Origin of the sequence: Micromonospora sp. C81 (assembly GCF_018070425.1) — a bacterium.
In the GTDB taxonomy this organism is placed as follows: Bacteria; Actinomycetota; Actinomycetes; order Mycobacteriales; family Micromonosporaceae; genus Micromonospora; species Micromonospora zamorensis.
On the sequence record NZ_JAGPXS010000003.1, the window covers coordinates 396611 to 420954 of the forward strand.

At 71.8% G+C, this 24344-nt stretch carries 22 protein-coding genes and 1 pseudogene; 9 read left to right on the forward strand and 14 right to left on the reverse strand.

What is annotated here, in order from left to right; all coding sequences use genetic code 11:
* Positions 1 to 41: 41 nt before the first annotated feature.
* A complete protein-coding gene (locus KBX46_RS08060) occupies positions 42 to 2294 on the reverse strand; it encodes a chromosome partitioning protein (protein WP_210791950.1) in 2253 nt (750 codons plus the stop codon).
* A 93-nt stretch (positions 2295 to 2387) separates the two neighbouring features.
* A pseudogene (locus KBX46_RS08065) lies at positions 2388 to 3275 on the reverse strand (hypothetical protein); the annotation flags it as partial.
* A gap of 355 nt (positions 3276 to 3630) precedes the next feature.
* On the opposite strand from KBX46_RS08065, the gene KBX46_RS08070 reads away from it, so the two are divergent.
* The 3 genes from KBX46_RS08070 to purD all read left to right on the forward strand — a co-directional run bounded on the left by KBX46_RS08070 (position 3631) and on the right by purD (position 7371).
* Entirely contained in the window at positions 3631 to 4920 is a 1290-nt protein-coding gene (locus KBX46_RS08070) for an adenylosuccinate synthase (protein ID WP_088950929.1), read from the forward strand.
* Positions 4921 to 5092: 172 nt separating this feature from the next.
* Positions 5093 to 6031 (forward strand): type IV toxin-antitoxin system AbiEi family antitoxin domain-containing protein, encoded by a 939-nt coding sequence (locus KBX46_RS08075; RefSeq protein ID WP_308159417.1) that lies wholly within the window; start codon positions 5093 to 5095, stop codon positions 6029 to 6031.
* Positions 6032 to 6120: 89 nt separating this feature from the next.
* Complete coding sequence (purD, locus tag KBX46_RS08080) at positions 6121 to 7371, forward strand: phosphoribosylamine--glycine ligase (protein ID WP_210791955.1); 1251 nt, start codon at positions 6121 to 6123, stop codon at positions 7369 to 7371.
* 31 nt (positions 7372 to 7402) lie between these two features.
* On the opposite strand, the gene KBX46_RS08085 is transcribed toward purD, so the two are convergent.
* From KBX46_RS08085 to KBX46_RS08095, 3 genes are all read right to left on the reverse strand, one after another.
* Complete coding sequence (locus KBX46_RS08085; RefSeq protein ID WP_210791956.1) at positions 7403 to 8965, reverse strand: AMP-binding protein; 1563 nt, start codon at positions 8963 to 8965, stop codon at positions 7403 to 7405.
* A 195-nt stretch (positions 8966 to 9160) separates the two neighbouring features.
* Positions 9161 to 10375 (reverse strand): acyl-CoA dehydrogenase family protein, encoded by a 1215-nt coding sequence (locus tag KBX46_RS08090; protein WP_210791957.1) that lies wholly within the window; start codon positions 10373 to 10375, stop codon positions 9161 to 9163.
* 1 nt (position 10376) lies between these two features.
* Entirely contained in the window at positions 10377 to 10829 is a 453-nt protein-coding gene (locus tag KBX46_RS08095) for an SCP2 sterol-binding domain-containing protein (protein WP_088950933.1), read from the reverse strand.
* A 70-nt stretch (positions 10830 to 10899) separates the two neighbouring features.
* Here KBX46_RS08095 and KBX46_RS08100 point away from each other — a divergent pair, with 70 nt between their 5' ends.
* Positions 10900 to 11538, forward strand: a complete 639-nt coding sequence (locus KBX46_RS08100; RefSeq protein ID WP_088950934.1) for a TetR/AcrR family transcriptional regulator — start codon at positions 10900 to 10902, stop codon at positions 11536 to 11538.
* A gap of 157 nt (positions 11539 to 11695) precedes the next feature.
* Here KBX46_RS08100 and KBX46_RS08105 read toward each other — a convergent pair whose 3' ends face one another.
* From KBX46_RS08105 to KBX46_RS32420, 4 genes are all read right to left on the reverse strand, one after another.
* Positions 11696 to 12313, reverse strand: a complete 618-nt coding sequence (locus tag KBX46_RS08105) for a DedA family protein (RefSeq protein ID WP_088950935.1) — start codon at positions 12311 to 12313, stop codon at positions 11696 to 11698.
* A gap of 70 nt (positions 12314 to 12383) precedes the next feature.
* Entirely contained in the window at positions 12384 to 13643 is a 1260-nt protein-coding gene (locus KBX46_RS08110; RefSeq protein ID WP_210791958.1) for an adenylosuccinate synthetase, read from the reverse strand.
* On the reverse strand, positions 13640 to 14599 hold the full coding sequence (locus KBX46_RS08115) for a hypothetical protein (RefSeq protein WP_088950937.1): 960 nt from the start codon (positions 14597 to 14599) through the stop codon (positions 13640 to 13642). The genes KBX46_RS08110 and KBX46_RS08115 overlap by 4 nt, the downstream gene beginning before the upstream one ends.
* An 11-nt stretch (positions 14600 to 14610) precedes the next feature.
* A complete protein-coding gene (locus tag KBX46_RS32420; RefSeq protein ID WP_247667107.1) occupies positions 14611 to 14994 on the reverse strand; it encodes a hypothetical protein in 384 nt (127 codons plus the stop codon).
* 1 nt (position 14995) lies between these two features.
* Between KBX46_RS32420 and KBX46_RS32425 the strand changes: the two genes are divergently transcribed.
* Complete coding sequence (locus KBX46_RS32425) at positions 14996 to 15652, forward strand: hypothetical protein (protein WP_247667108.1); 657 nt, start codon at positions 14996 to 14998, stop codon at positions 15650 to 15652.
* On the opposite strand, the gene KBX46_RS08125 is transcribed toward KBX46_RS32425, so the two are convergent.
* The 3 genes from KBX46_RS08125 to KBX46_RS08135 all read right to left on the reverse strand — a co-directional run bounded on the left by KBX46_RS08125 (position 15580) and on the right by KBX46_RS08135 (position 18733).
* Positions 15580 to 16332, reverse strand: coding sequence for an NUDIX domain-containing protein (locus KBX46_RS08125; RefSeq protein ID WP_210791959.1), 753 nt, complete (start codon positions 16330 to 16332; stop codon positions 15580 to 15582). The genes KBX46_RS32425 and KBX46_RS08125 overlap by 73 nt on opposite strands.
* An 80-nt stretch (positions 16333 to 16412) precedes the next feature.
* Positions 16413 to 17288, reverse strand: a complete 876-nt coding sequence (locus KBX46_RS08130) for a MaoC/PaaZ C-terminal domain-containing protein (RefSeq protein WP_247667199.1) — start codon at positions 17286 to 17288, stop codon at positions 16413 to 16415.
* 80 nt (positions 17289 to 17368) lie between these two features.
* A complete protein-coding gene (locus KBX46_RS08135) occupies positions 17369 to 18733 on the reverse strand; it encodes a 3-oxoacyl-ACP reductase (RefSeq protein WP_210791961.1) in 1365 nt (454 codons plus the stop codon).
* Positions 18734 to 18788: 55 nt separating this feature from the next.
* Between KBX46_RS08135 and KBX46_RS08140 the strand changes: the two genes are divergently transcribed.
* On the forward strand, positions 18789 to 20081 hold the full coding sequence (locus tag KBX46_RS08140; RefSeq protein ID WP_088950941.1) for an acetyl-CoA C-acetyltransferase: 1293 nt from the start codon (positions 18789 to 18791) through the stop codon (positions 20079 to 20081).
* 68 nt (positions 20082 to 20149) lie between these two features.
* Positions 20150 to 21574: an adenylosuccinate lyase gene (gene purB / locus KBX46_RS08145; RefSeq protein WP_088952121.1), complete on the forward strand. Its 1425-nt coding sequence runs from the start codon at positions 20150 to 20152 to the stop codon at positions 21572 to 21574.
* Between the two features lie 137 nt (positions 21575 to 21711).
* Here the strand turns inward: purB and KBX46_RS08150 are convergent, their stop codons facing one another.
* Together KBX46_RS08150 and KBX46_RS08155 are read right to left on the reverse strand one after the other, a co-directional pair.
* On the reverse strand, positions 21712 to 22275 hold the full coding sequence (locus tag KBX46_RS08150; protein WP_099849694.1) for a YbjQ family protein: 564 nt from the start codon (positions 22273 to 22275) through the stop codon (positions 21712 to 21714).
* 24 nt (positions 22276 to 22299) lie between these two features.
* On the reverse strand, positions 22300 to 22983 hold the full coding sequence (locus KBX46_RS08155) for a trypsin-like serine protease (protein WP_088950943.1): 684 nt from the start codon (positions 22981 to 22983) through the stop codon (positions 22300 to 22302).
* Between the two features lie 356 nt (positions 22984 to 23339).
* Between KBX46_RS08155 and purS the strand changes: the two genes are divergently transcribed.
* Both purS and purQ read left to right on the forward strand, forming a co-directional pair.
* A complete protein-coding gene (gene purS, locus KBX46_RS08160) occupies positions 23340 to 23603 on the forward strand; it encodes a phosphoribosylformylglycinamidine synthase subunit PurS (protein WP_030491392.1) in 264 nt (87 codons plus the stop codon).
* Positions 23600 to 24283, forward strand: a complete 684-nt coding sequence (purQ, locus tag KBX46_RS08165) for a phosphoribosylformylglycinamidine synthase subunit PurQ (protein ID WP_088950944.1) — start codon at positions 23600 to 23602, stop codon at positions 24281 to 24283. The genes purS and purQ overlap by 4 nt, the downstream gene beginning before the upstream one ends.
* Positions 24284 to 24344 lie beyond the last annotated feature (61 nt).

Here is a 24344-nt window from a genome sequence, read left to right on the forward strand (position 1 = left end):
GATCCGACGGCCGGCCCGACATCGGGCCGGCCGTCGGCGGCTCACAGCCCTTCGGCGACCGCGGCGGCGATCTTCAACCAGGCGTCCCGGGTGGCCGAGGAGAGCCCGCCGTACCGGATCGGCTCACCCGTGTCGATGAGCCGCTCGTACGGGGCCAGCAGCACCGCCCGGGTGCGGGCCGCGAAGTGCTCCTGGATGGCCGGCAGGTCGATCTCCTTGCGGGACGGCGGCATCGACACCACAGTCACCGCCTGGCGGACCAGCCGTTGCCGGCCGCTCTGCTCCAGGTGGTCGAGCATTCGGGCGGCCGTCTCCGCCGAGTCGTTACGGGCCGACATGGTGACCACCAACTGGTCGGTGGCGTCCATCGAGGCCTGCCAGTTCTGCGCCCGCACGTTGTTGCCCGTGTCCACGAAGATCAGTTTGTAGAACCGGCTGACCACCTCGCGGATCTCGGCGAACGCGGCCGCGGTCAACATCTCGCCGCCCGTGGCCGACTCGTCCGAGGCCAGGACGTCGAACATCCCCTCGCCCTGCGAGCGAACGTACTGCGACAGGTCGCCGACCCGCCCGTGCGCGCCCTGGAACTGACCGAGGTCACGCAGCATGTCCCGCACCGTGCGGGAGTGGAAGTCCTGCTGGGCGCGCATCCCCAGGGTGCCCTGGGTCTCGTTGTTGTCCCACGCCAGCACGTAGCCACCGCGCTTCTGACCGAACGTCATCGCGAGCAGCAGGATGGCCACCGTCTTACCGGCACCGCCCTTCGGGTTGACCACGGTCACCTGCCGCAACCCGCCGAAGTTGCGGCGCACCATCTCGATGTCCCGCTTGAGCTCCTGCTCGTGCCGCCCGGGAGAGAGCCGGAGCAGCCCCATCTTGTTGACCACCGCGCGTACGCCCATGGTCGCCACCGGGTCGGCGGGCCGGACCTGTCGACGCTTGCTGAAGTCCTCGGCGGTCGGCACCGCCGTGGACTCCGGCGTCCAGCTCGCGTCCGGGTATCCGGTGGTCGGCACCTGGGCCACCCCCTCGGCCTCCTGGTAAGGCTGACCAGGAGGTACGCCGGGCGGGCCCTGCTGCCACGGCGGGGGGTACCAGCCAGGGGACGGCGGGAACGGCCCGGGCGGTGCGGCCTGCTGGGGAACCTGCGGCGGCAGGTTGCTGAACTGCGTCAGGTCGGGTGGAGGCGGGATCGGCGTCGGGCCGGCCTGACCGGGAATCGCCGGGTCGAACGACTGGCCGGCCTGGCCAGACTGACCGGCCTGCCCGGAGCCGGCCTGCGGGACGCCGGAGTGCGGCTGCGGCGGGGCCGGGATCGGGGGCGTCGCGGTGGCGCCCTCGTCGTGGGTCGGTGCGGCTGCGCCGGCCGGCCGTTGCGGCGGATACGCCCACGGCGACTCGCTGGCCGGCCGTGCCGCTCCACCAGCGGGCCCGTCCTCGCCGGTCCCGCCAGCCTGCGGCGCTGATCCGGCCGTCGCGGACTCCGGCGTCGCAGGAGCTGCCGGGGCGGTGCCCGCGGCGGTGGGCTCTGCCGCGGCGGTGCGGCTGGTGGGCTCTGCCGCAGTGGTGCGGCTGGTGGGCTCTGGCACGGTGGCGCGGCCGGTGGGCGGGGCACCTGCGGTGGGGTTGTCCAGGGTGAACGGCAGGTCCAGGTCGACACCGCCCGGGTTGACCGGCGGGGCGGGGACGGCGGCCGTACCGCGGTCACCTGGCTGCGCCTGCGTCGCGCCGGCTGCGGTGCTCGCCCCCTCGGGTCGGCTGTCCGTCGGCCCGAAGGCGGTGTTCGGCGCCGGAGGAACCCCGGTGCCGCCCGGGACGCCGTTGCTCGCCGGAGCGTTGCCCGCTGGCGGCGTGCCCATCGCCGGCGGCGTGCCCGTCGCCGGTGGACCGGGCGGTGTCGCCGCGGCGGTCGGAGCGGCCGCTGGTGGCCAACTCGGCTGCGGCGGCCCCCAGCCCGATCCTCCGCCGGCCGGGCCGCCAGCGCCCCAACCCCCGGGCGCCGGAACGGCACCGCTCAGCGACGGGTAGTCGGACGGCGAGGGTGGCGGCAGCGGGGCAGCGCCCGGCTGTCCGGGGACCGGCGGCCGGTTGATCGGCGGCGCCGCCACCGGTGGCGTAACCGGCCCGGGCGCGGCCGACGACGGCGCGCCCCGCTGCTCGGCGACCGCCGCCCAGGGCGGTACGACGGTCCCCGCGCCCCGGTCGGTCGGATCCGGTGGCCAGAGTGGTTCGATGTCCCGCTCCGGCACCGGCTGCTGGCCGTGCACCTGCGCCCGGTCGGCGTTCTCGTCCATTAGGGCCCTCCCCAGTCCTCCTGCGAGGATAGGCGCATCCGCCCACGAGGGGCGGGCGGCGCAGCCGAGGTCGGCCGCTCCGCGCCGTCGACGTCAGATCGACCAGACCGCCCAGGCACCCGGCTCGACCCACCAGGAACGCTTCCGGGTCAGCTCGCCCTCGACACCATCGTCGAGGTACGGCACCTTCCCCTCCCTGGGCAGCACCGAAACCGCCCGGCCACGGGCCCGCCGAACTTCGAGACGTACCCGTTTGCGGCCGAACGCCGAGCGGACGACCACCGGCACGGCAACCGCGACCTCGACCTGACCGTCGGCCGGGTCCGGTGCGGTCAGCAGCGTGACGTCGTCGAGCGTCGCGTAGCCGCCGGCGTTGGCTACCGCGCAGGCCAGCAGCGGCTCGTCACCGTCGGTGAGGATGGCGTCGTCGACCTCCACCCGAGCCCGCCAGTGCAGCGGCCGCCCGGCGTCGTCGGCGGCACCGAGCAACGCACCGTCCAGCGTCACCGAACCACCGTCGTTGCGCAGCAGGTCCAGTCGGCGCGGCGTGCCGTCCAACACCGCGGCGGCCACCACCGCCGGGTCACGGGGCAGCCCGAGCTGCGCGGCCAGGTCGCGGTGGGTGCCGCCACGGGCCGGGTCGAGCGGGAGTACGCCCACCGGCGGCAGGTCGGGCAGAGTCCGGTTGCCGGGCAGATCCGCGGGGCGCTTGCTCGGCGCCGGGGCGTACCGCCGGACCAGCCGGCGCAGCACGGCGCGCAACTGCCCGTCGTTGGCCGTCGCGACGACCAGCCGGGTCTTGCCGTCCGGGTCCGGCCAGGTGAGCCCGTCCGGGCGGACCGGCCCGTCGAGCCGGGCCAACACCGCGTCGATCTCCGCGTCCGAGCGGGCGGTGACCATCTCCACCCGGGCGCCTCGGGCGTTCAGCGCGTCGGCACAGGCCAGCACCGGCACCCGTGGCCGCTCGGTGGCGCACCGCTCGGTGTCACCGCCGGCCTCAGCCCGGGGTGCCTGACTGGCGTCGGCCTGGTCGGTGTCGGCCTGGCCGGTCTCGGTCTGGCTCGTCGAGCTGGTGTCGGTCTGGCCGTTGTCGGTCTGGCTCGTCGGGTCGGTGGCGGTCTCGGCCGCACCGCCGCAGCAGGCCCCGCCGCTGCCACAGCCCCCGGGAGCGTCCCGCTCCGAACCGAGGGTGAGCAGCACCACGTCGTACACGGAAGGAGCCTCCTGCCTCTCGACGCGACCCCTGCCGGCCGCGCCGTCATTACTTGTTAACCTGACACCCCGGGCTCGCCAACCGGTCGCCACCTGGCACCCGAGCCTTCTGGAGGCGGAAAAGATGCCAGCGATCGTGCTCCTCGGCGCTCAGTGGGGCGACGAGGGCAAGGGCAAGGTTACCGACCTGCTGGGTGAGCGGGTCGACTACGTCGTGCGCTACTCCGGCGGCAACAACGCCGGCCACACGGTGATCACCCCGGACGGCCAGAAGTACGCGCTGCACCTGATGCCGTCTGGAGCGCTCTCGCCGAACGCGATGATCGTCATCGGCAACGGTGTGGTGGTCGACCCGAAGGTGCTGCTCGCCGAGATCGACGGCCTGGCCGAGCGCGGCGTCGACGTGTCCCGACTGCGGATCTCCGGTGACGCGCACCTGATCATGCCGCACCACCGGGCGCTGGACCGGGTGATCGAGCGCTACCTCGGCTCGTCCCGGATCGGCACCACCGGCCGGGGCATCGGCCCGGCGTACGGCGACAAGGTCGCCCGGATCGGCATCCGCCTCCAGGACCTGCTCGACCCGGGCATCCTGCGCAAGAAGCTGGAACTCGCGCTGCGCGAGAAGAACCAGATCCTGTTCAAGGTCTACAACCGCAAGGCGATCGACCTTGAGGCGACCGTCGAGGAGTACCTGGCGTACGCGGAGCGGCTCAAGCCGTACATCGCGGAGACCCGGGCGATGCTGTGGGACGCACTGGACCGGGACGAGACGGTCCTGCTGGAGGGTGCCCAGGCCACCATGCTCGACATGGACCACGGCACGTACCCCTTCGTGACCTCGTCGAACCCGACCGCCGGTGGTGCCTGTGTGGGTGCCGGCATCCCGCCGACCGCGATCAGCAAGGTCATCGCGGTGAGCAAGGCGTACACCACCCGGGTCGGCGCGGGACCGTTCCCGACCGAGTTGTTCGACGCCAACGGTGACCACCTGCGCAAGATCGGCGCGGAGTACGGCACGACCACCGGGCGGGAGCGCCGGTGCGGGTGGTTCGACGCGGTCGTGGCCCGGTACGCCTGCCGCCTCAACGGTGTCACCGACCTGGTCATCACCAAGCTGGACGTGCTCACCGGCATGCCCAAGGTGCCGATCTGCGTCGGCTACGAGATCAACGGCGTCCGGGTCGACGACATGCCGATGAGCCAGACGGACTTCCACCACGCCAAGCCCGTCTACGAGGAGCTCGACGGCTGGTGGGAAGACATCACCAAGGCGCGGACGGCCGCCGACCTGCCGGAGAATGCCCGCCGCTACATCGCCCGGGTAGAGGAACTCTGCAACGCCAAGGTGAGCGTCGTAGGCGTAGGCCCAGGCCGAGACGAAAACGTGGTCCTCCACCCCCTCCTCCCCTAACCCCCAGGGTCCACCCCACCTCCACCCCACCTCACTCCCTCGTTGATCATGAGGTTGACGGAGTTTTTGATCTACGAAAGCTCCGTCAACCTCATGATCAACGAGGGAGTGAGGTGGGTGTTGTCCACAGGGTTGTCCACAGGGGTGGTGGGGTGGCTGGTGAGCGGTCAGCGTGGTCGTCGTGGATCGCACAGACCTCGTACGCCTCATCGCCAGCGGCCAGGATGGCCTGATCACTCGGGCGCAGGCGTTGCGTGCCGGATTCAGTCGACACGACATCGACCATCTGGTGACCGTCGGGCGGTGGCGACCACTCGCACGAGCGGTCTATCTGGTCCGCAGCCGGTCCATCGAATCGCCCGCCCGTCAGTGTCGTGTCCGCGCCGCTGTGCTCTCGTTGGGCCCGCAGGCTCACGCGGTGTTCGGCACAGCGGCTGAGCTGCACGGCATTGCCGGTCTGCCGCGTAGTGACGAGATCCACGTGGCGCTGCCGGGCAGGGCGGCCAAGAGGGTGCGGGTGTCGGACCCCGCGATCGTGCTGCACCAGCTCGAACACCCTCCGGGGAAGGTGGTGCAGGTGAACGGGATCGCGGCTACTGTGCCACGGCTGACCGTCGCAGAGATCATTCTGCGAGAGCGCCGTTATGCCGCGGTCTCCGTGCTCGACTCCGCGCTCAACCGGGGATTGATCAGGACCGAATGCCTGGAGGTCATCGCAGTGTTGATCAGGGGCCGGCGCGGCGCGATCGCGGCACGCGGTTATCTGGCTGAGGCGGACGGTCGGGCTCAGTCGCCGCTGGAGACGCGTACCCGGCTCCGCTGCGTTGACGGCCGGGTGCCTCCAGATGCCCTTCAATTGGAGGTGCGCGACGACGACGGATACCTGCTTGGCATCGGTGACCTGGGCTGGCGCGGACCGCAGGTGATCGCCGAGGCCGACGGCCGAGACGCGCACGGCACCATAGAGGCCGCTTTCGCCGACCGCCGCCGCCAGAATCGCCTGGTCAACGCCGGCTGGACCGTCTTGCGCTTCACCTGGCAAGACACCCTCCGCCCCGACTACATCCCCTGGACGGTCCGCCAGGCACTCGCCGCCGCCGCTTTTCGTTGATCATGATGTTGACGGGTCAGTGGATCACCAAAAGGCCCGCCAACCTCATGATCAACACCACTGGTGGTGGGGACAGTAGGATCTCGGTCGTGCGGGTTCTTTTGGTTGGTGGTGGTGGGCGGGAGCATGCGCTCGCCCTCGGGTTGGTGGCGGATCCGGCTGTTTCCGCGGTTGTTGCCGCACCTGGCAATCCGGGGATCGCCTCGGTGGCTGAGCTGCGGACGGTGAACGCTTCCGATCCGGACGCCGTAGCGGCGCTGGCCGTGGAGACTGCCGCTGACCTGGTGGTGATCGGGCCGGAGGCGCCGCTGGTCGCCGGGGTTGCCGATGCTGTCCGAGCCAAGGGGATCGCCGTCTTCGGTCCATCCGGTGCTGCCGCGCAGCTGGAGGGCTCAAAGGCGTTCGCCAAGGACGTGATGACCGCCGCCGGCGTACCGACCGCTCGGGCGTACGTCTGCACGGACGAGGAGAGCACCGCTCGGGCGCTGGACGAGTTCGGTGCCCCGTACGTGGTGAAGGACGACGGACTCGCCGCAGGCAAGGGCGTGGTGGTGACCGACGACCGGTCCGCCGCGTTGGCCCACGCGAACGAGTGTGGACGGGTCGTGGTCGAGGAGTTCCTCGACGGCCCGGAGGTCAGCCTCTTCGTCGTGACCGACGGTGAGGCGGCGCTGCCGCTGCTGCCGGCTCAGGACTTCAAGCGCCTCGGCGACGGCGACACGGGGCCGAACACCGGTGGCATGGGGGCGTACGCGCCGCTGGCCTGGGCACCTCCCGGCCTGGTCGACGACGTCATGCGCGACGTGGTCCACCCGACGCTCGCGGAGATGCGCCGCCGGGGCACCCCGTTCGCTGGTCTGCTGTACGTCGGGCTCGCGATCACCGCTGCCGGCCCCCGGGTGATCGAGTTCAACGCGCGCTTCGGTGACCCCGAGACCCAGGTGGTGCTCGCGTTGCTGGAGACCCCGCTGGGCGGGCTGCTGCACGCGTCGGCCACCGGCACGCTGACCGAGCATCCGCCGCTGCAATGGCGGGACGGCAGCGCTGTCACAGTGGTGCTCGCCTCCGCTGGCTATCCGGCCGCGCCGCGTACCGGCGACGTCATCACCGGCGCGGACCGGCCGGGCATCATCCACGCGGGCACCGCCCGCCGGGCCAGCGACGGCGCGTTGCTCTCCGCCGGCGGCAGGGTCCTCTGCGGTACGGCCACCGGCTCCGACCTGGCCGCCGCGCGGGACGCCGCGTACGCGCTGGTGGACGGGGTGGAGTTGGCCGGCTCGCAGCACCGCACCGACATCGCCGCCGCCGCCATCGACGGCCGGATCACGATTCCGGGCTGAGCAGCCGCCGGGCCGACGGCTGGGCGGCACCTCAGCCGAAGTAGCGGCGCAGTTCGCGGGTGAGCACCTTGCCGGTGGCGTTTCGGGGCAGGTATTTCACGAAGATCACGTCCCGGGGGACGCTGAAGCGTGCGAGATAGCGCCGGACGTACTCGCGTACCGCATCGGGATCGAGCGTCTCGTCGGGGTGCAGGGCGAGGAACGCGGACAGGCGCTGGCCGTACTCGGGGTCGGGTACGCCGATCACGGCCACTTCGCGGACCTGCGGCAGTTGGGCGAGCAGATCCTCCACTTCGGAGGGGAAGACGTTCTCACCACCGGAGACGATCATGTCGTCGGCCCGTCCGTCGACGAAGAGCAGCCCGTCGGCGTTGAGCCGGCCGAGGTCGCCGGTGTCGAGCAGACCGTCGCGGGTTTCCCGGCTGGTGCCGGAGGTGTAGCCCTCGAAGAGCATCTCGTTGCCGACGAAGATCCGCCCGACCCGTCCGGTCGGCACCGGCTGGCCGTCGTCGTCGAGCATTTCCAGCCGGGTGCCGTGCGGTGGCCGACCGGCGGTGGTGGGTGCCTGGCGCAGGTCCTGCGGGCCGGCGATGGACGCCCAGGACACCTCGGTGGAGCCGTAGAGGTTGTACAGGACGTCGCCATAGGCATCCATGAACTTCGGTGCCAGCCCGCCGGGCAGGGCGGAGCCGCTGACCGCGACGACCTTGAGCGGGGGGCGCGGGTCCGGCGGGGGCACCTCCATCAGTCGCTGCACCATCACGGGTACGGCGAACAGTGCGTCGCAGCGGTTGGCGGTCAGGGCGGCGAGTGTGGCGGCCGGGTCGAAGCGTCGGTGCAGCACGATGGTGGCCCGCAGGGCGAGGCAGACCTGGAGGGCGGCGAATCCCCAGGTGTGGAAGATCGGTGCGGCGATCATCACCCGGGTCCTGGTGTGCAGCGGGATGCGGCCGATGATGGACACCAGCGGGCCGAAGCCTTTGGGCGTGCGACGACGGGCGCCCTTGGGCGTACCGGTGGTGCCGGATGTGAGCACGATGATCCGGCCGTCCTGCTCCGGCGGGCGCAGGTCGCCCGGCAGCGCGCCGGCCACCAGCTCCTCGCGGGCGCGTTCGTCGAGCCGGGGCAGCTCGGCGGGGAGGCCGAGGACCCGCTCGGCGAACTCGTCGTCGTGCACCAGCAGCCGCAGCTGTTGCTCCTCGGCGATGGTGCCGAGCTGGGCCGCGGAGAGCCCGGTGTTGACCAGCACCGCGTCGACGCCGAGCAGGGTGGCGGCAACGATCGTCTCGATCAGCCCGTGGTGGTTGCGGCAGAGCACGCCGATCCGGTCGCCGGCCTGCACGCCGTGCCCGGCCCGCATCGACCTGGCCATCCGTTCGGCCCGGTCGAGCAGGTCGTGGTAGGTCAGCTCGACGCCGTCCTCGTCGATGACCGCCGTCCGGCCGGGATCCCGGGCGGCCGCCTGGCGCAATTCGCCAGCCAGGCTCCACCCCCAGGTACGCAGGGCGTTGAGTTGCGCGGCGACTCGGACCGGGTTGCCGGGGGTGAGCAGTCCGCGACGGGTCAGGGTGGCGACGGTGAACGGCAGGTCCATGCCGCAGACCTCCTAGGGGTGGTGCGCGGACGGGGCAGTGGCCTGCCCGTCCATCAGGGCTTCTTCCTTGATCATGCACTGGGGGCGGCTGAAGGCCCAGTTGGCGTCGGCGCGGGGTGACGAAGACGGCACAGATCGTGGAGTTCGGGCCACCGTCGGCCCGACCCCCTTGAAGAGGCGCCGGGCCGGCGGCGGTCAGCGGATCTGCATCCCGGAGATGGCTCGGGAGATCACCAGTCGTTGGATTTCCGAGGTGCCCTCGAAGATGGTGTAGATCTTGGCGTCCCGGTACCAGCGCTCGACCGGGTGGTCGCGCAGGAAGCCGGCCCCGCCGAGCAACTGCACCGCCTTCTCGGTGACCGACACCGCCACCTCGCCGGCCTTGAGTTTGGACATCGAGCCCTCGCCCGCGGTGAACGGGCGGTTGTTGCGGCCCATCCACGAGGCGCGCCAGACGAGCAGCCGTGCCGCGTCGATTTCCATCCGCATGTCGGCCAGCGCGAACGCGACCGCCTGGTTCTCGATGATGGGTCGTCCGAACTGGACCCGTTCCTTGGCGTAGTCCAGGGCGTACTCGTAGGCGGCCCGGGCCACGCCGAGCGCCTGCGCGCCGACCGTGGGTCGGGACAGCTCGAACGTGCGCATCGCGGCCTGTCCGGTGACCCGCTGACCGGAGCGGGCCCGGTCGAGGCGTTCCAGCAGGGCGTCCCGCCCGCCGAGCAGGCAGCGGCCGGGCACGCGTACGTCGTCGAGGAAGACGTCGGCGGTGTGTGACGCGCGGAGGCCGAGTTTGCGCAGCTTGCGGGTGGCGGCCAGGCCGGGGGTGCCCGGCGGTACGACGAACGCCGCCTGGCCTCGGGAGCCGAGGGTGGGGTCGACGGAGGCGGTGACCACGTGCACGCCGGCGATCCCGCCGTTGGTGGCGTACGCCTTCTGGCCGTTGAGCACCCACTCGTCGGTGGCCTCGTCGTAGACGGCCCGGGTGCGCATCGCGCCGACGTCGGAGCCGGCTTCGGGTTCGCTGGTGCAGAACGCGGCGACGGCCGGTGAGTTGACGTCGCCGAAGCACTGTGGCACCCACTCGACCATCTGGTCGGGGGTGCCGGCACCGTAGATGGCGGCGACGGCGAGTGAGGTGCCGAAGATGGAGAGGCCGATGCCGGCGTCACCCCAGAAGAGTTCCTCGCTGGCGATCGGCAGGGAGAGCCCGGTCGGGTCGGCCCAGCAGGTGGCGAGGAACTCGAAGCCGTAGAGGCCGACCTTGGCGGCTTCCTGGATCACCGGCCACGGGGTGTCCTCGCGCTCGTCCCACTCGGCGGCGGCCGGGCGCACGACCTCGGCGGCGAAGCCGTGCACCCAGTCGCGTAGATCCCGCTGTTCCTCATTCAGGTCAAGCGAGAACTCAGCCATGTCAGGCCTTGGGGATGTCGAACAGGTTGGCGATGTTGGCGGCGAGGCCGAGGTCGCCCTTTGCCTTCAGCTTGCCGGTCATGAACATCATCACCGGGTTGGCGCCACCGGAGACGATCTTCAGGAACTCGACCGGACCCATGGTGAGGCTCAGCTTCGGGTCGTGCTGCGGGGTCTCGTTCACGACGCACGCGCCGTCGGCGATGACCACCTCGTAGGTGTCGCTGCCGCCGTCGGGGCGACCGGTGATGACCCAGTGGATGACCGCGTTGGTCGAGCCGGCCCGGTCCGCGCGGAACAGCGACGGCATCCGGCCGAACACCTCGCCCAGGACCTTGTCGCGCATGTCACCGGACATCACCTGAGCGATCTTGTCGTCCGGGGTGGACTTGACCAGCTGGGCGAACTCCTTGGGGCCAACGTTGGCGAAGGTGGCCGGGTCGAAGTCAGTCATCAGGTGTGTGCCTTCCGGAAGATTTGGCTACTCGTGCGTAACCCTACGCACGAGTAGGTATGCTCGCAAGGTGTCCACCGTCCCCGCCTTCAAGCGCCTGCCACGCGCCGTCCGCGAGCAGCAGATGCTCGACGCGGCCGTGAAGGTCTTCTCCCGTCGCGGCTTCCACGCCGCCAGCATGGACGAGATCGCGGAGGACGCCGGCATCTCCAAGCCCATGGTGTACGCGTACCTCGGCACCAAGGAGGAGCTCTTCGTCGCCTGCCTGCACCGGGAGGGCACCCGGATGATGCAGGCCATCGCGGGAGCCGCCGCCCCCGACCTGCCGGCCGACGAGCGGCTCTGGCGTGGGTTGAGGGCGTTCTTCGGCTTCGTGGGCGCATACCGGGACGGCTGGGCGGTGCTCTACCGGCAGGCCCGGGGCGAGCAGCCGTTCGCCGGGGAGCTGGCCGCGATGCGGGCCCGGCTGGTCGAGGTGGTCGCCGGGATGCTCGACCACGCGCTGCGAGCCGAGGGCCGTGAGATCACCGCCGTCGACCTGGAGGTCGTCGCGTACGCCCTGGTCGGCGCGACCGAGTCGCTGGCCGACTGGCTCGCGGACCACCCGGACGCCGACCCGGAGAAGACGGCCACCCGGATGATGAACGTGGCCTGGCTCGGCGCCGCCCAGCTCCTGCACGGCGCGACCTGGCGTCCACCGGTCGACTGACCGGTCACCGCACCGGGGTCCGACCCAGCGGCGCGGTCACCGGCGCCGGCCCTCGGTCGGGCGCTGGCGAAACTCCAGGCGGGCAACCGGGTGCAGCTGGCCATCCTGGTGCACGGCGCTGACCTGCTGTGACGGGTGGCAGGCCGGTCCGGGCCGGTCAGTGGCGGGCGGCCGCGCGGCGGTGCGCCCGGTGCCGCAGCCACCGCACGCCCTCGATGCCCAGCGTGACGATCACCGAGAGGCCGATCCCGGCGAGGACGCCCTTGACGGGGTGGCGCTCGAAGGCCAGCCCACCGAAGTAGCCGAGCAGCCCGCAGTACAGGGCCCAGGTGACCGTCGCGATCGCGTCGTAGAGAAGGAACGACCGGCGGGGATACCGCACCGCCCCCATGGTGAGGGTGACCGCGGTCCGACCGCCCGGCAGGTAGCGGGAGGTGGTCAGGATCAGCCCGCCGCGCCGGTTCAGCGCGCGCCGGGCCCACTCGGAGCTGGCCTGTCGGCGGCTGCCGTCGGGAAACCCGGCGAGCCGGTTCGCGCCACCACCACGTCCGATGGCGTACGACACGTGGTCGCCGACGCACGCGCCCACGGCGGCGGCGACGATCACCGGCGCCAGGTTGGGGTTGCCGCTGGTGGAGAGCACGGCGGCGGTGATGACGGCCGCCTCGCCGGGTACGGCCGGGAAGAACGCGTCGACCGCCGTGAGCCCGAAGATCAGCAGGTACACCCATGGTGAGGTGACCAGCTGTCGGAGCAGGTCGAGCGCGGAGTCCATGCCCCCATGCTCGCCGGGTGCGACCCGCCCGGTGGCCGAGTCGGCGGATCACCTCCTCCGGTCCTGCGCGTCAGGCCGCGCGGACCAGGGCGGGCGGGGCGAGCAGCGGACCGTGCGGGGTCTTGTCGTCGGCGGTGGGGCCGTGCGAGGTCAGCACCACCCGCGCGCCCAGCTCTGCGGACACCGCCTCCGCCCAGTCCGCGGGCGGGTCGTCGTAGAGCGGGCGGGAGCGCAGCAGGCGGGCGGTGAGCGCGGCCTGCCGGTCCAGGTCACCGGGTGGGCCCGGGGTGAGCCGGTCGGTGGTGTCGTAGCGGCGGCAGATCCGCAGCTCGGGGCCGGCGAGGTCGAGGTGGGTCAGGGCCAGGCCGTCGACTCCACCGGCCACGGCGAGGGCGTACCGGTGGGCGACCGCGTCGAAGTGGCCGAACCGGAACCGGCCCTGCCACGGGTTCGTCGGGTTGTGTGGATCGGCCAGCGGCAGGGTTGGGTCCTCGGTCACCAGCGGGCCCGCCCCGTGCCGGGTGGTGACCAGCCGGAGCACCCCGATCCGGGTCGCGCGGGGCTGCCCCGCCTCGGTGAGCAGGCTGTCGGCGTTGGCGAACGTGGTGGTGCTCCACGTCGTGTACGGGTGGAAGCCGTGCCACTCGTCGAGCAGCACCCCCTGCGCGCCCTCGAAGACGCAGGTCCCCGCGCGTAGCGCCCCGGTGAGCCAGCTCCCGTCGACGATCGCGACCCGCCCGGCGAACCCGGTGAACGCGGGCAGGCAGTCCTCGACCGGTGGCGCGTCCAGTGGGCCGAGTTCGGCGGTCAGCCGCTCCCGCAGGGCGGTCAGCCGGCGACGCAGCAGCGTTGGGCTGCGGCAGTCGGCGACCCGGGGCGCGTCGTCAGGGTGGGCGAGACCGTACGCGACGGCCTCGCCCACCCCCAGCCCGCAGGAGCCGTGCCGGTCGGCTCCCCGGGCGATCTCCCGGGCCTGGTTGGCGGCCCGGTGGTACGGGGTGGCGAGCAGCGCGTCGGAGTCGACGGTGAGTCGGTCGAGCGCGTCGGTCACCCCGACCGTGGCGAGATGGTCGGCCTCGGCGGCCAGCGCCAGCGGATCCACCACGACGTGCCGCGACAGGTGCGTACGCACACCGGGATGGAACGTGCCGGCGCCGAACTGCGCGAACGTGTGGTGCCGCCCGTCGCGCAGCACGACGTTGTGAGCCGCCTGCGCGCCCCCGTTGAAGCGGACCACCGTGTGCACGGGCCGGGTGGCGCAGAGCCAGTCCACCACCGTGCCCTTGCCGGCGTCCCCGTAGCCGAGGTCGACCACCGCCACGTGGTTCACAGCCGGGTCACCCCACCGGTGGTGTCGGTGAACGCGGGCAGCGTCGACACCTCGGCCCGCCGTCCCCGGCCGAGGCGGGCCAGAGCCTTCGAGACGGTGCCGGTGGCGCTGGAACCGGCGTGGTCCAGGTGGCGCAGGCCCTCGTCCAGGTCGATGGCCTGCTCGCCGAGGCCGATGGTGAGCGCGATGGTCTCGCAGACGGCGTCGAGGTCGTCGAGCACCACGGCGTTCTGCCCGAGCAGGCCCCGCCAGAAGTCGAGCACCTTGGCGTTGCCGGCGTAGTGGCTGCCGGCGGGGAGCAGGAAGTAGGTGTCCCAGCGGCGGGTCACCTCGTCGAAGATCTGCCGCAGCGGCACGTCCTCGGTCAGGTCGTCGCCCATCAGACGGGCCACCTCACGGGCCTTCACCTGGGGGTACGCCAGCTCGTCGCCGATGATGAACAGGTAGCCGCGCCGGCCGCGCTTCTCCCAGTTGTCGGTGGCGGTGTGCCGGGCCATGAAGTACATGGCCAGCTCGTACGACTCGCTCATCTGCCCGCCGCCCCCGCCTTCGAGGACGATCCGGCCGAGGTCGTCGTCCATCCGGTTGTCCGACTCGAACTGGCCCACCTGCAACGGCACCCGGTCGCAGGTGGCGTCGCCGATCGCGCCGAACATGATCTGCGGGTCGCTGGCGTACCCCTGCCGTTGCAGCAGCCCGAGCAGCTGCGGCAGCTTGGTCTGCAGGACACGCGGCACCTTGAGCATCGAGCCGGTCACGTCGAAGAGCACGGCGACGGGCGTCGACCGGGGGTGCTCGTCGGAGTCGCGGCTCTCGCGCATCCCGTCGCGGGGGTCGAGCGCGGTGTGCACGGTGCGCGCCCCGCTGTCGCTGTAGGAGAAGGCGCTCTTGCCGGTGGACCGGCGGTAGCGGTCGGCGGCGTCGTACACGTCGGTGGACCAGATTCCACTGCCCATGACAGCTCTCCTTAGGGGGTGAGGGTGAAGGGTCGGAAGGTGCGTGGTCCGTAGAGCCGGTCCAGCACCTGGTCGAATTCGCGCAGCAGACGCCAGGCGTCGTCGGGTCGGGCGTCCAGCGACCGCTGCCGGCAACCCTGCGCGAAGGCGTGCAGCTCGCGGGGCGCGCGTGACCCCATCAGCCAGCTCATGCAGCGGCTGGCCATCGCGATGTCGGTGCCCGGGCCGCACTGCCGCTTCCGGGGGACCTCCTCCGGGTACCACGCGTCGTCGTGGCCGGGCACCATCGCCGGGATAGTGGTGCCGATCGGGGCGGAGAAGCACCAGTCGATGAGCACCACGCCGTGGGCGGCCGGCTCGATCAGCACGTGTCGCGGCAGGACCGCGCCGTGCACGATGCCGGCGCTGTGGGCCAGCGAGCGCCACCAGCAGCCGCCGCCACATCCAGGCGACGTCGCGGGCGTCCAACCCGTCGGGGTACGCGCGCCGCACCTCGTCGAGGTCGTGCAGGCCGGACGCGGTGGCAAGCACGTTGATCCGCCGTTCGGCGCCGGTCGCGGCGTCCCGGTGCGGGAACTCGTCGACGAGCCGGGGCACGTACGGCAGGTAGCGCGGGTCGCCGCGCTCGGCGATGGTGTGCAGGGCGTGTGCCTCACGGGCCATCAGGTCGTTGTCGGCGGGCCGCCGGGGGAGCTTGAGCAGCCGGCCGTCGCCGACGTCGTAGAGGTCGGCCAGGTCACCCGAGTGGGCCGGCGCGCGGAGCCGGTAGTCGCCGAGAACGGTGACCTGCCGGGCCTGCCACCGGGTGGTCACATGGATGAACGCGTCGACTGCCTCGGCGCGTACCGCCGGGTCGGCCGGCAGGCGGTCGGGGTGCAGGGCCGCGACCAGCTCCCGGTAACGCCGGGCCGGCTGGTCCGTGCCGAACAGGTCGGCGTCGGTGCGGGCCGCCGCGACCAGGTCGATGGCCGCCGCCGTCCTCATCGCACCGTCTCCTCGCGGGCGGGGCGCAGCAGAGCCGGGTGCAGCAATCGGGCGTCGCCGACGCGGTAGAGCCGGGCGCGGGGGCCGCCGCGGGCGCCGCCGCGCTCGGTGCTGGCGCCGGTGCTCTCCACGAAGCCCGGCACGGAGAGCACCTTGCGGTGGAAGTTGCCGGCGTGCAGCGGGTGACCCCAGACCGTCTCGTAGACGGCGCGCAGCTCGCTGATCGTGAACTCGGCGGCGAGGAAGCGCGTGGCGAGCGGCGTGTATTCCAGCTTGGACCGGGCCCGTTCCAGCGCGTCGTCGATGATCCGGCCGTGGTCGAAGGCGAGCTGCCGGCTGGTCAGCGCGGTCACCGGCAGCCAGATCGCCTCGTCGGCGTCGGTGCCGGCGGCCGGGTCCGGCAGGTCGGGGGCGAACGCGAGGTGGGCGATCGAGACGACCCGCATCCGCGGGTCGCGGTCGGGTGCGCCGTAGCTGCCCAACTGCTCCAGGTGTACGCGGCGCAGCCCCTCGCCGCCGAGCCCGGTCTCCTCGGCCAGCTCGCGTCGGGCGCCAGCGGTCAGGTCTTCGTCGGGGTGGACGAACCCACCGGGCAGCGCCCAGTGCCCCTCGAAGGGTGCCTGGCCGCGCCGGATCAGCAGCAGGTGCAGCGCGTCGTCGCGGATGGTCAGCGCCACCACGTCGACGGTCACTGCGACCGACGGATAGGCCCGGGGGTCGTACGCGGCCAGGAACTCCTGCTCGTTCATCGCGTCTCTCTCATTCTGAGAACATCTCGCTGTGAGAACAACCTAGCGCATGCGAGCGCCCCTGCCAAGAGGGGTGCCCATCAGCGCACCAGACCCGCCAGGTGCGGTCGGCCGCGCGAGTCGTGCAGGGCGAACCCGCCGTCCGGCAGGAGAGCGAAGCTCACGGTGCTCGGAAGTGGGACGGGAAGCTTGAAGGCGACCTCGACGGTGTAGGCGTCCGGCAGCCGGTTCTCCAGTGCGGCCAGGCAGCGCGCCTTGCTCCACATGCCGTGCGCGATCGGCCGGTGGAAGCCGAAGAGCCGCGCCCCGAGGCGGGACGTGTGGATCGGGTTGTGGTCCCCGGACACCCGCGCGTACTCCGTGCCGACCCGGGGCTCCACCCGCCAGCGGGACGTGCCGGTCGGCGCCTCGGAGCGTCCACTCCGGTCGCCCCCGCCAGGCTTGCGCTCCCGACCCAGGTACGTCGAGACACCCTCCCAGACCTTCTCGCCGGCGACCGAGCCGACCAGCACCACGTCCACCTGCCGCCCCCGGTCGTGCGGGCGCAGGTTCTCCGCGTACGTCGTGAAGTCGAGGGTCTCGTCGGCGGTGATCGGGCGGTGCACGGTGATCCGGTTACCGACGTGCACAAGACCGATCAGTGGAAAGGGAAAGTCCGGCGCGGTCATCAGCCGCAGGGTCAGCGGGAAGCCCATGACGTGCGGAAACGTGCCCGGCAGACGATCGGTGAGCCGGAACCCGCAGACCCGGTCGTAGGCGGCCAGGTGCGCCCGGTCGACGCTCACCCCGCCCACTGCCAACTCGACGCCCGGCACGCCGGGGCCGCGCCGCCCGCCGCCCGGACCGGGCAGCGCGCCGAGCAACGCCCGACGGTAGAGCGCTCCGGCCGCCGGCATCCGAGGCAGTTCGACCCGGTCGCGGCCGGCGGGCTCCGGCCGGAGTGCCGCGGCCCGCATCTCCGCCGACAGTGTCTCCGTCGGGCCGTCGATCAGCTCGTGCAGGGAGAGGTCGTCGTCCGGCTGCCTCCGAGTGCCCATCACGCCCCCAGCAGGCTCTGGCCGCAGACCCGGACCAGGTTTCCGCTGACCGCACCGCTGGCCGGCCAGGCCAACCAGCCGATCGTCTCCGCCACGTCCACCGGAAGCCCGCCCTGGGCCAGGCTGTTCATCCGCCGGCCCGCCTCGCGGACCACCAGCGGGATACGCGCGGTCAGCCGGGTCTCGATGAAGCCCGGGGCCACCGCGTTGACGCTGATCCCCCGCTCCCGCAGAGCCGGGGCGAGCGAGTCGACCAGGCCGATCACGCCGGCCTTGCTGGTGGCGTAGTTGGTCTGCCCCCGGTTGCCGGCGATCCCCGCGATCGACGAGACCGAGACGATGCGCCCGCCGGTCGGGATGAGCCCCCGCTCCAACAGCACGTCGTTGATGCGCTCCTGGCTGGAGAGGTTGACGTCGATGACCTGGTCCCACCGGTCGGCGTCCATCCGGCCGAGCGTCTTGTCCCGGGTGATGCCGGCGTTGTGCACCACCACGTCGACCCGGCCGTGTCGGCCGGCCAGGTGATCGGCGAGCCGGGTCGGAGCGTCCGGTGCGGTCAGGTCGAGTTGCACCGCCGTACCGCCGATGTCGTTCGCCACCGCGGCCAGCGCGTCACCGGCGGCCGGGATGTCCAGTGCCACCACCTGTGCGCCGTCGCGGGCGAGCACCCGGGCCAGCGCCGCGCCGATGCCCCGGGCGGCGCCGGTGACCAGCACGACCTGCCCGTCCAGTGGGCGGTCCCAGTCGGCCGGGGCGGTCGCCTCGCCGGTGCCGACCCGGATCACCTGACCCGAGACGTACGCGGACCGCCCGGACAGCAGGAACCGGAGCGTCGACTCGAGGCTGGTGAGGACGCCGTTCTCGGCGCGGGTCACGTAGACGAGTTGGGCGGTCGTGCCCCGGCCGAACTCCTTGCCGATGCTGCGCACCAGACCTTCCAGGGCGCGCTGGGCGGTCGCCTCGCGGGGCGTCGGGCACTCCTGCGGTGGTGTGCCCAGCACGATCACCCGGCCGCCGGGCAGCACTGCCCGGGCCTGTGGGTGGAAGAAGTCGTAGAGCTGGCGCAGCTCGGTCGAATCGGTGATCCCGGTGGCGTCGAAGAGCAGTGCGCCGTACCGCCGCGGGTTGTCGCCGGGGGCGGTGTCGGCGGCCGGGTCGGCCACCTCGACCCCGGCGGCGGTCAGGATCCTGCCGACCGGCTCGGCGAGCCGGCCGCCGGTGGCCGCGCCGAGCAGGGCCGGCCCGGGCAGCAGCGGGTCGCCTGGAGAGTGCCGGCGCAGTCGGGGCGGGTCGGGCAGCCCGAGGCGCTTGACCAGCGTGCGGCCGGCAGTCGATTGGACGAAGCTCGCGTACCTGTCGGTCATGGGCGTAGCCTACTGGCGAGTAGGGTTCGAGCAACACATGTCGAGGAGGCGGATCGTGCAGAGCATTCGGCGGGTCGCGGTCATCGGGGGCAACCGCATCCCCTTCGCCCGTTCCAACTCGCGCTACGCGGACGCGTCGAACGCCGACCTGCTCGGCGCCGCGCTGGACGGCCTGATCGCCCGGTACGGGCTGGCCGGGCAGCGCGTCGGTGAGGTGGTGACCGGCGCGGTGCTCAAGCACTCCCGCGACTTCAACCTCACCCGCGAGGTGGTCCTCGGCTCCCGGCTCGACCCGCACACCCCGGCGTACGACATCCAGCAGGCCTGCGGCACCGGCCTGGAGGCGGCGATCCTCGTCGCCAACAAGATCGCCCTCGGTCAACTCGACGTGGGCATCGCCGGCGGCGTCGACACCACCTCCGACGCGCCGCTCGCGGTCAACGAGGAGATGCGCCGCACGCTGCTCAAGCTCAACTCGGCCCGCACGCTGGGCGAACGGCTCAAGGTCGCGGCGAAGCTGCGCCCACTCCAGCCGTTCAAGCCGGAGATCCCGCGCAACGCCGAACCCCGTACCGGCCTGTCCATGGGCGACCACGCCGCCCGCACCGCGGTGCGCTGGCAGATCGACAGGCGATCCCAGGACGAGCTGGCCCTGCGTTCGCACCAGCGGCTCGCCGCCGCGTACGACAGGGGTTTCTTCGACGACCTGATGACTCCTTACCTGGGGCTGACCCGCGACGCGAACCTGCGCCCGGACACCAGCGTGGAGAAGCTCGGCTCGCTCAAGCCGGTCTTCGGCACCCGCGGCCCGGACGCCGAGCAGGCCACCATGACCGCCGGCAACTCGTCACCGCTCACCGACGGGGCATCCACCGTGCTGCTCGCCAGCGAGGAGTGGGCGGCCGCGCACAACCTGCCGGTGCTGGCCTGGTTCAGCTGGTCGGAGACGGCAGCGGTGGACTTCGTGCATGGCGACGAGGGGCTGTTGATGGCCCCCGCGTACGCGGTGCCCCGGATGCTGGCCCGCGCCGGCCTGACCTTGCAGGATTTCGACTACTACGAGATCCACGAGGCGTTCGCGTCCCAGGTGCTGGCCACCCTCGCCGCCTGGGAGTCGCCGGAGTTCTGCAAGGACAGGCTCGGCCTGGACGCGCCGCTGGGCGCGATCGACACCGACCGGCTCAACGTCAACGGCTCGTCGCTGGCCGCCGGGCACCCGTTCGCCGCCACCGGCGGGCGGATCGTGGCGACCCTGGCCAAGCTGCTGGCCGAGCGGGGCAGCGGACGTGGGCTGATCTCCATCTGCGCGGCCGGTGGTCAGGGTGTGACCGCCATCCTGGAGCGTTGAGGGCGGCAGCCCCGGACAGCCCCGGCCCGGTCCAGGTGTCGACCGGTGGGTGCGGGACAATGAGGTACGTGACGACGATCCCCAACGTGCTGGCCAACCGGTACGCCTCGCCCGAATTGGTCGCCCTCTGGTCTCCAGAGGAGAAGGTCCGGATGGAGCGGCGGCTCTGGCTCGCCGTGCTGCGCGCCCAGCGGGATCTGGGCGTCGCCGTGCCGGACGGTGTGGTCGAGGCGTACGAGCGGGTGCTCGACCAGGTCGACCTCGCCTCGATCGCGGAGCGGGAGCGGGTCACCCGGCATGACGTGAAGGCCCGGATCGAGGAGTTCAGCGCGCTCGCCGGGCACGAGCACGTGCACAAGGGCATGACCTCGCGGGATCTCACCGAGAACGTCGAGCAGCTCCAGGTGCGCGCCTCGCTGGAGCTGATCCGGGACCGCGTCGTGGCCACCCTGGCCCGGCTCGCCTTCCTCGCGTACGAGCACACCGACCTGGTCATGACCGGCCGTTCCCACAACGTGGCCGCGCAGGCCACCACGCTGGGCAAGCGCTTCGCGTCGGCGGCGGAGGAGTTGCTGATCGCGTACGAGCGGCTGGAGGACCTGATCGCCCGCTACCCACTGCGGGGGATCAAGGGCCCGGTCGGCACCGCCGCGGACCAGCTGGACCTCTTCGACGGCGACGCCGACAAGGTGGCCGAGCTGGAGCGGCGCGTCGCCGAGCACCTGGGCTTCTCCCGCGTGCTGAACAGCGTCGGGCAGGTCTACCCCCGCTCACTGGACTTCGACGTGCTGGCCGCGCTGGCCCAGACCGCCGCCGCGCCGTCGTCGCTGGCCACCACGATCCGCCTGATGGTCGGTCAGGAGCTCGCGACCGAGGGCTTCAAGCCGGGCCAGGTCGGCTCCAGCGCGATGCCGCACAAGATGAACACCCGCTCGTCGGAGCGGGTGAACGGCTTCGCGGTGATCATCCGGGGTTACCTGTCGATGGTCGGCGAGCTGGCCGGCGACCAGTGGAACGAGGGCGACGTGTCGTGCTCGGTGGTCCGCCGGGTGGCCCTGCCGGACGCGTTCTTCGCCGCCGACGGGCTGTTCCAGACGTTCCTCACAGTGCTCGACGAGTTCGGCGCGTACCCGGCGGTGATCAACCGGGAGCTGGAGCGATTCCTGCCGTTCCTGGCCACCACGAAGATCCTGGTGGCGGCGGTCCGGCGTGGCGTCGGCCGCGAGGTCGCGCACGAGGTGATCAAGGAGCACGCGGTCGCTGTGGCCCTGGCGATGCGTGAGAAGGGCTCGCCGGAGAACGACCTGTTCGACCGCCTGGCGGCGGACGGCCGACTCGGCCTGTCCCGCGCCGACATCGACACCCTGGTCGCCGACCGCTCCGCCTTCGTCGGCGCCGCCGCCGCCCAGGTGGCAGCGGTAACCAGCCGCATCACCAAGGTGGTCGAAACCCACCCGGAAGCCGCCACCTACAGCCCACCCCCCATCCTCTAACCCCACCCATCCCCCCAACCCCACCCATCCCCGGTGATCAAGAGGTTTGCGTCAACTTTGATCTCCTACTTGACGCAAATCTCTTGATCAACCGCATGGGGTGCGTGGGCGGTGTGGGTGGGGTCGGTGGGGTGGGGTTATTCGCCGGTTGGGGTTTCGGCGGCGGTTCTGAGGTTGGGTGCGCTGGCCGGTTCGGCGATGCCGCCGGGCGACCCCGTGAAGCCCGCGGGTTCGGCGGTCTCCGCGGCGACCACCGGCTGGTCGGCCGGCATGACCTCGGGCATCTTGGGCACGACGACCACGGCCGTCCCGTACGCGCAGATCTCCATCCACATCTCACCGCAGTCCCGGCTGTCGAACCGCATGCCGATCACCGCGTTCGCGCCGAGCCGCAGGGCCTCCTCGCCGAGCCGGGCCACCGAGTCGGTGCGCCACCGGGTCAGGTTGTCCGGAGCCATCGGGTCGTACGCGCCACCGCGCAGGTTCTTGACCCCCTCGCGGTACGGGTTGCGCGTCCTGGCCATCGATGACACCACCTCACCGAGAATCTGGCGGATCTCGTAGCCGGGCAGTTGCTCTGTCGTCACGACCAGCACGTTTCCGATGCTGTCAGGAGTGGCGTGACCCGATCGGGTGCATTGTTCACCTGATCGGATGCTGCAAAACGACGCGGCGCGGACGGCCGGCACGCCGCCGACCATCCGCGCCGCAGCGGGCGTTAACCGTCAGACACCGGCCACCGAGGTGATCCAGGCCCGGTTGTACGCAACGCTGCCGTAGTTCTGGATGCTCTGCCCGTCGGCGGTGGAGGCGACGCCGACCTGCTGGCCGTTGTAGAACTGCGGGCCACCCGAGTCGCCCCGCCACGCGTTGCCGCTGATCTCGGTGCTCCGGATCGCCTGCCCGCCGTACGCGTCGGTGACGCTGTTGCTGGTCACCCGCACGGTGGCGGTCTTCAGCTGGCTCGACGCGGAGCAGCCGCTGTAGCAGGTCATGCCCCAGCCGTAGATCGAGTTCGTCGAGTTGAGGGGCGGGTTGCTGCTGGCCAGGCTGACCGTCGAGGTGCTGACGGTGCTGGAGAGTCGCATGAGGGCGAGGTCGTTGCGGGTGTAGGTGGCGCTGACCGTACGGGTGACGCCGCCGGAGGAGCGGTACACGCTGCCGACCCGGACGGACATGGTGCCGCTGATGCAGTGCCGGGCGGTGAGCACCCATTGCGGGGAGATCACGCTGCCGGAGCAGGTGAACGAGCCGTTGCTCATGACCGCCGCCGCCCAGGGGGCGGACGAGACGGTGGTGCCGCCGATGATGGGTTGCGGGCCGGGCGGGGCGGCGGACGCGCCGGACGCGGTGCCGAGGGCGCCGACCAGCGCGATGCTGAGTACGGCGAGCAGGGGGCGGATGCGCATCGGGTGGACTCCTTGGGCGGGGCGGACCCGGGGTCGCCGGGTGTGGATGGGCGACAGCGGGAGGTCCCCCCTGCCGCCTGAATCGACTTACGTCGATGTACAGTAGGGCCCGAGCCGGCCGTTATCAAGGACCTGATCGAGGATCGCCGATGTAACGATTCGGCCTTCCGTTGCGCCGTGTATGCCCTGCTGAGGCCACCTGCCCCGCCTGTGGAGCCGCTCAGAGCGCCAGTAATGTTGATCACTGCTTGAACTGCAGCCGGCCGGTGCGTCCGTGGCCGTATCTGCCAGGTACGCTGGCTGCGCTCGCCCGTTGTGGGTCGGCACCCAACTGCGTACACAGTCAGGAGTGCCCAGTGCCTCGCGTCGTCGTCGACGTCATGCTCAAGCCCGAGATCCTCGATCCGCAGGGCCAGGCCGTCGCAAACGCGCTGCCCCGGCTCGGCGTCGGTGACGTCGCCTCGGTTCGGATCGGCAGGCGGATCGAGATCGAGTTCACCGGTGAACCGGACCTGGACCGCGCTCGGGAGATTGCCGACAAGCTGCTCGCCAACCCGGTCATCGAGGACTTCACCGTCCGCCTGGTCGAGGCCGACGAGACCGCGGACGCCCGCTCGTGACCGCCCGGGTCGGTGTGGTCACCTTCCCTGGCTCGCTCGACGACGGGGACGCGGCCCGAGCGGTCCGGATCGCCGGCGCTGAGCCGGTCCGGCTCTGGCACGGCGACCCGCAGCTGCACGGCGTCGACGCGGTCGTTCTGCCCGGTGGCTTCTCCTACGGTGACTACCTGCGCTGCGGCGCCATCGCCCGGTTCGCCCCGGTGATGGAGACGATCGTGGACGCCGCTCAGGGCGGTCTGCCGGTGCTCGGCATCTGCAATGGCTTCCAGATCCTGTGCGAGGCGCACCTGCTGCCCGGCGCGCTCACCCGCAACCAGCACCTGCACTTCCGTAACCGGGACCAGGTCCTGCGCATCGAGTCGGCCGGCACCGCGTGGACCAACGCGTTCCAGCCCGGCCAGGAGGTGCTCATCCCGGTCAAGAACGGCGAGGGCTGCTACGTCGCGGACACCGCGACGCTGGATCAGCTCGAAGCCGAGGGTCGGGTGGTCGCCCGTTACGTCGGCGGCAACCCCAACGGGTCGATGCGCGACATCGCCGCGATCACCAACGCCGCCGGCAACGTGGTGGGCATCATGCCGCACCCCGAGCACGCGGTGGAGGCGCTCACCGGTCCTTCGCTGGACGGCCTCGGGTTCTTCACGTCGGTCCTCAAGCACCTGGTGGGGGCGCCGGCGTGACCGGCGACACGATCATCGGTCTGCTCAACCGCCGGTCTGGCGGGCACGAGCGCAGCGAGGA

Coding starts and splice junctions, on each gene's coding strand:
- KBX46_RS08060 (WP_210791950.1), bottom strand. CDS start 2,294: ATGGACGAGAACGCCGACCGGGCGCAGGTGCACGGCCAGCAGCCGGTG.
- KBX46_RS08070 (WP_088950929.1), top strand. CDS start 3,631: ATGCCAGCGATCGTGCTCCTCGGCGCTCAGTGGGGCGACGAGGGCAAG.
- KBX46_RS08085 (WP_210791956.1), bottom strand. CDS start 8,965: ATGGACCTGCCGTTCACCGTCGCCACCCTGACCCGTCGCGGACTGCTC.
- KBX46_RS08090 (WP_210791957.1), bottom strand. CDS start 10,375: ATGGCTGAGTTCTCGCTTGACCTGAATGAGGAACAGCGGGATCTACGC.
- KBX46_RS08095 (WP_088950933.1), bottom strand. CDS start 10,829: ATGACTGACTTCGACCCGGCCACCTTCGCCAACGTTGGCCCCAAGGAG.
- KBX46_RS08105 (WP_088950935.1), bottom strand. CDS start 12,313: ATGGACTCCGCGCTCGACCTGCTCCGACAGCTGGTCACCTCACCATGG.
- KBX46_RS08115 (WP_088950937.1), bottom strand. CDS start 14,599: ATGGGCAGTGGAATCTGGTCCACCGACGTGTACGACGCCGCCGACCGC.
- KBX46_RS32425 (WP_247667108.1), top strand. CDS start 14,996: ATGCCGGCGCTGTGGGCCAGCGAGCGCCACCAGCAGCCGCCGCCACAT.
- KBX46_RS08125 (WP_210791959.1), bottom strand. CDS start 16,332: ATGAACGAGCAGGAGTTCCTGGCCGCGTACGACCCCCGGGCCTATCCG.
- KBX46_RS08130 (WP_247667199.1), bottom strand. CDS start 17,288: ATGCGGGCCGCGGCACTCCGGCCGGAGCCCGCCGGCCGCGACCGGGTC.
- KBX46_RS08135 (WP_210791961.1), bottom strand. CDS start 18,733: ATGACCGACAGGTACGCGAGCTTCGTCCAATCGACTGCCGGCCGCACG.
- KBX46_RS08150 (WP_099849694.1), bottom strand. CDS start 22,275: ATGGTCGGCGGCGTGCCGGCCGTCCGCGCCGCGTCGTTTTGCAGCATC.
- KBX46_RS08155 (WP_088950943.1), bottom strand. CDS start 22,983: ATGCGCATCCGCCCCCTGCTCGCCGTACTCAGCATCGCGCTGGTCGGC.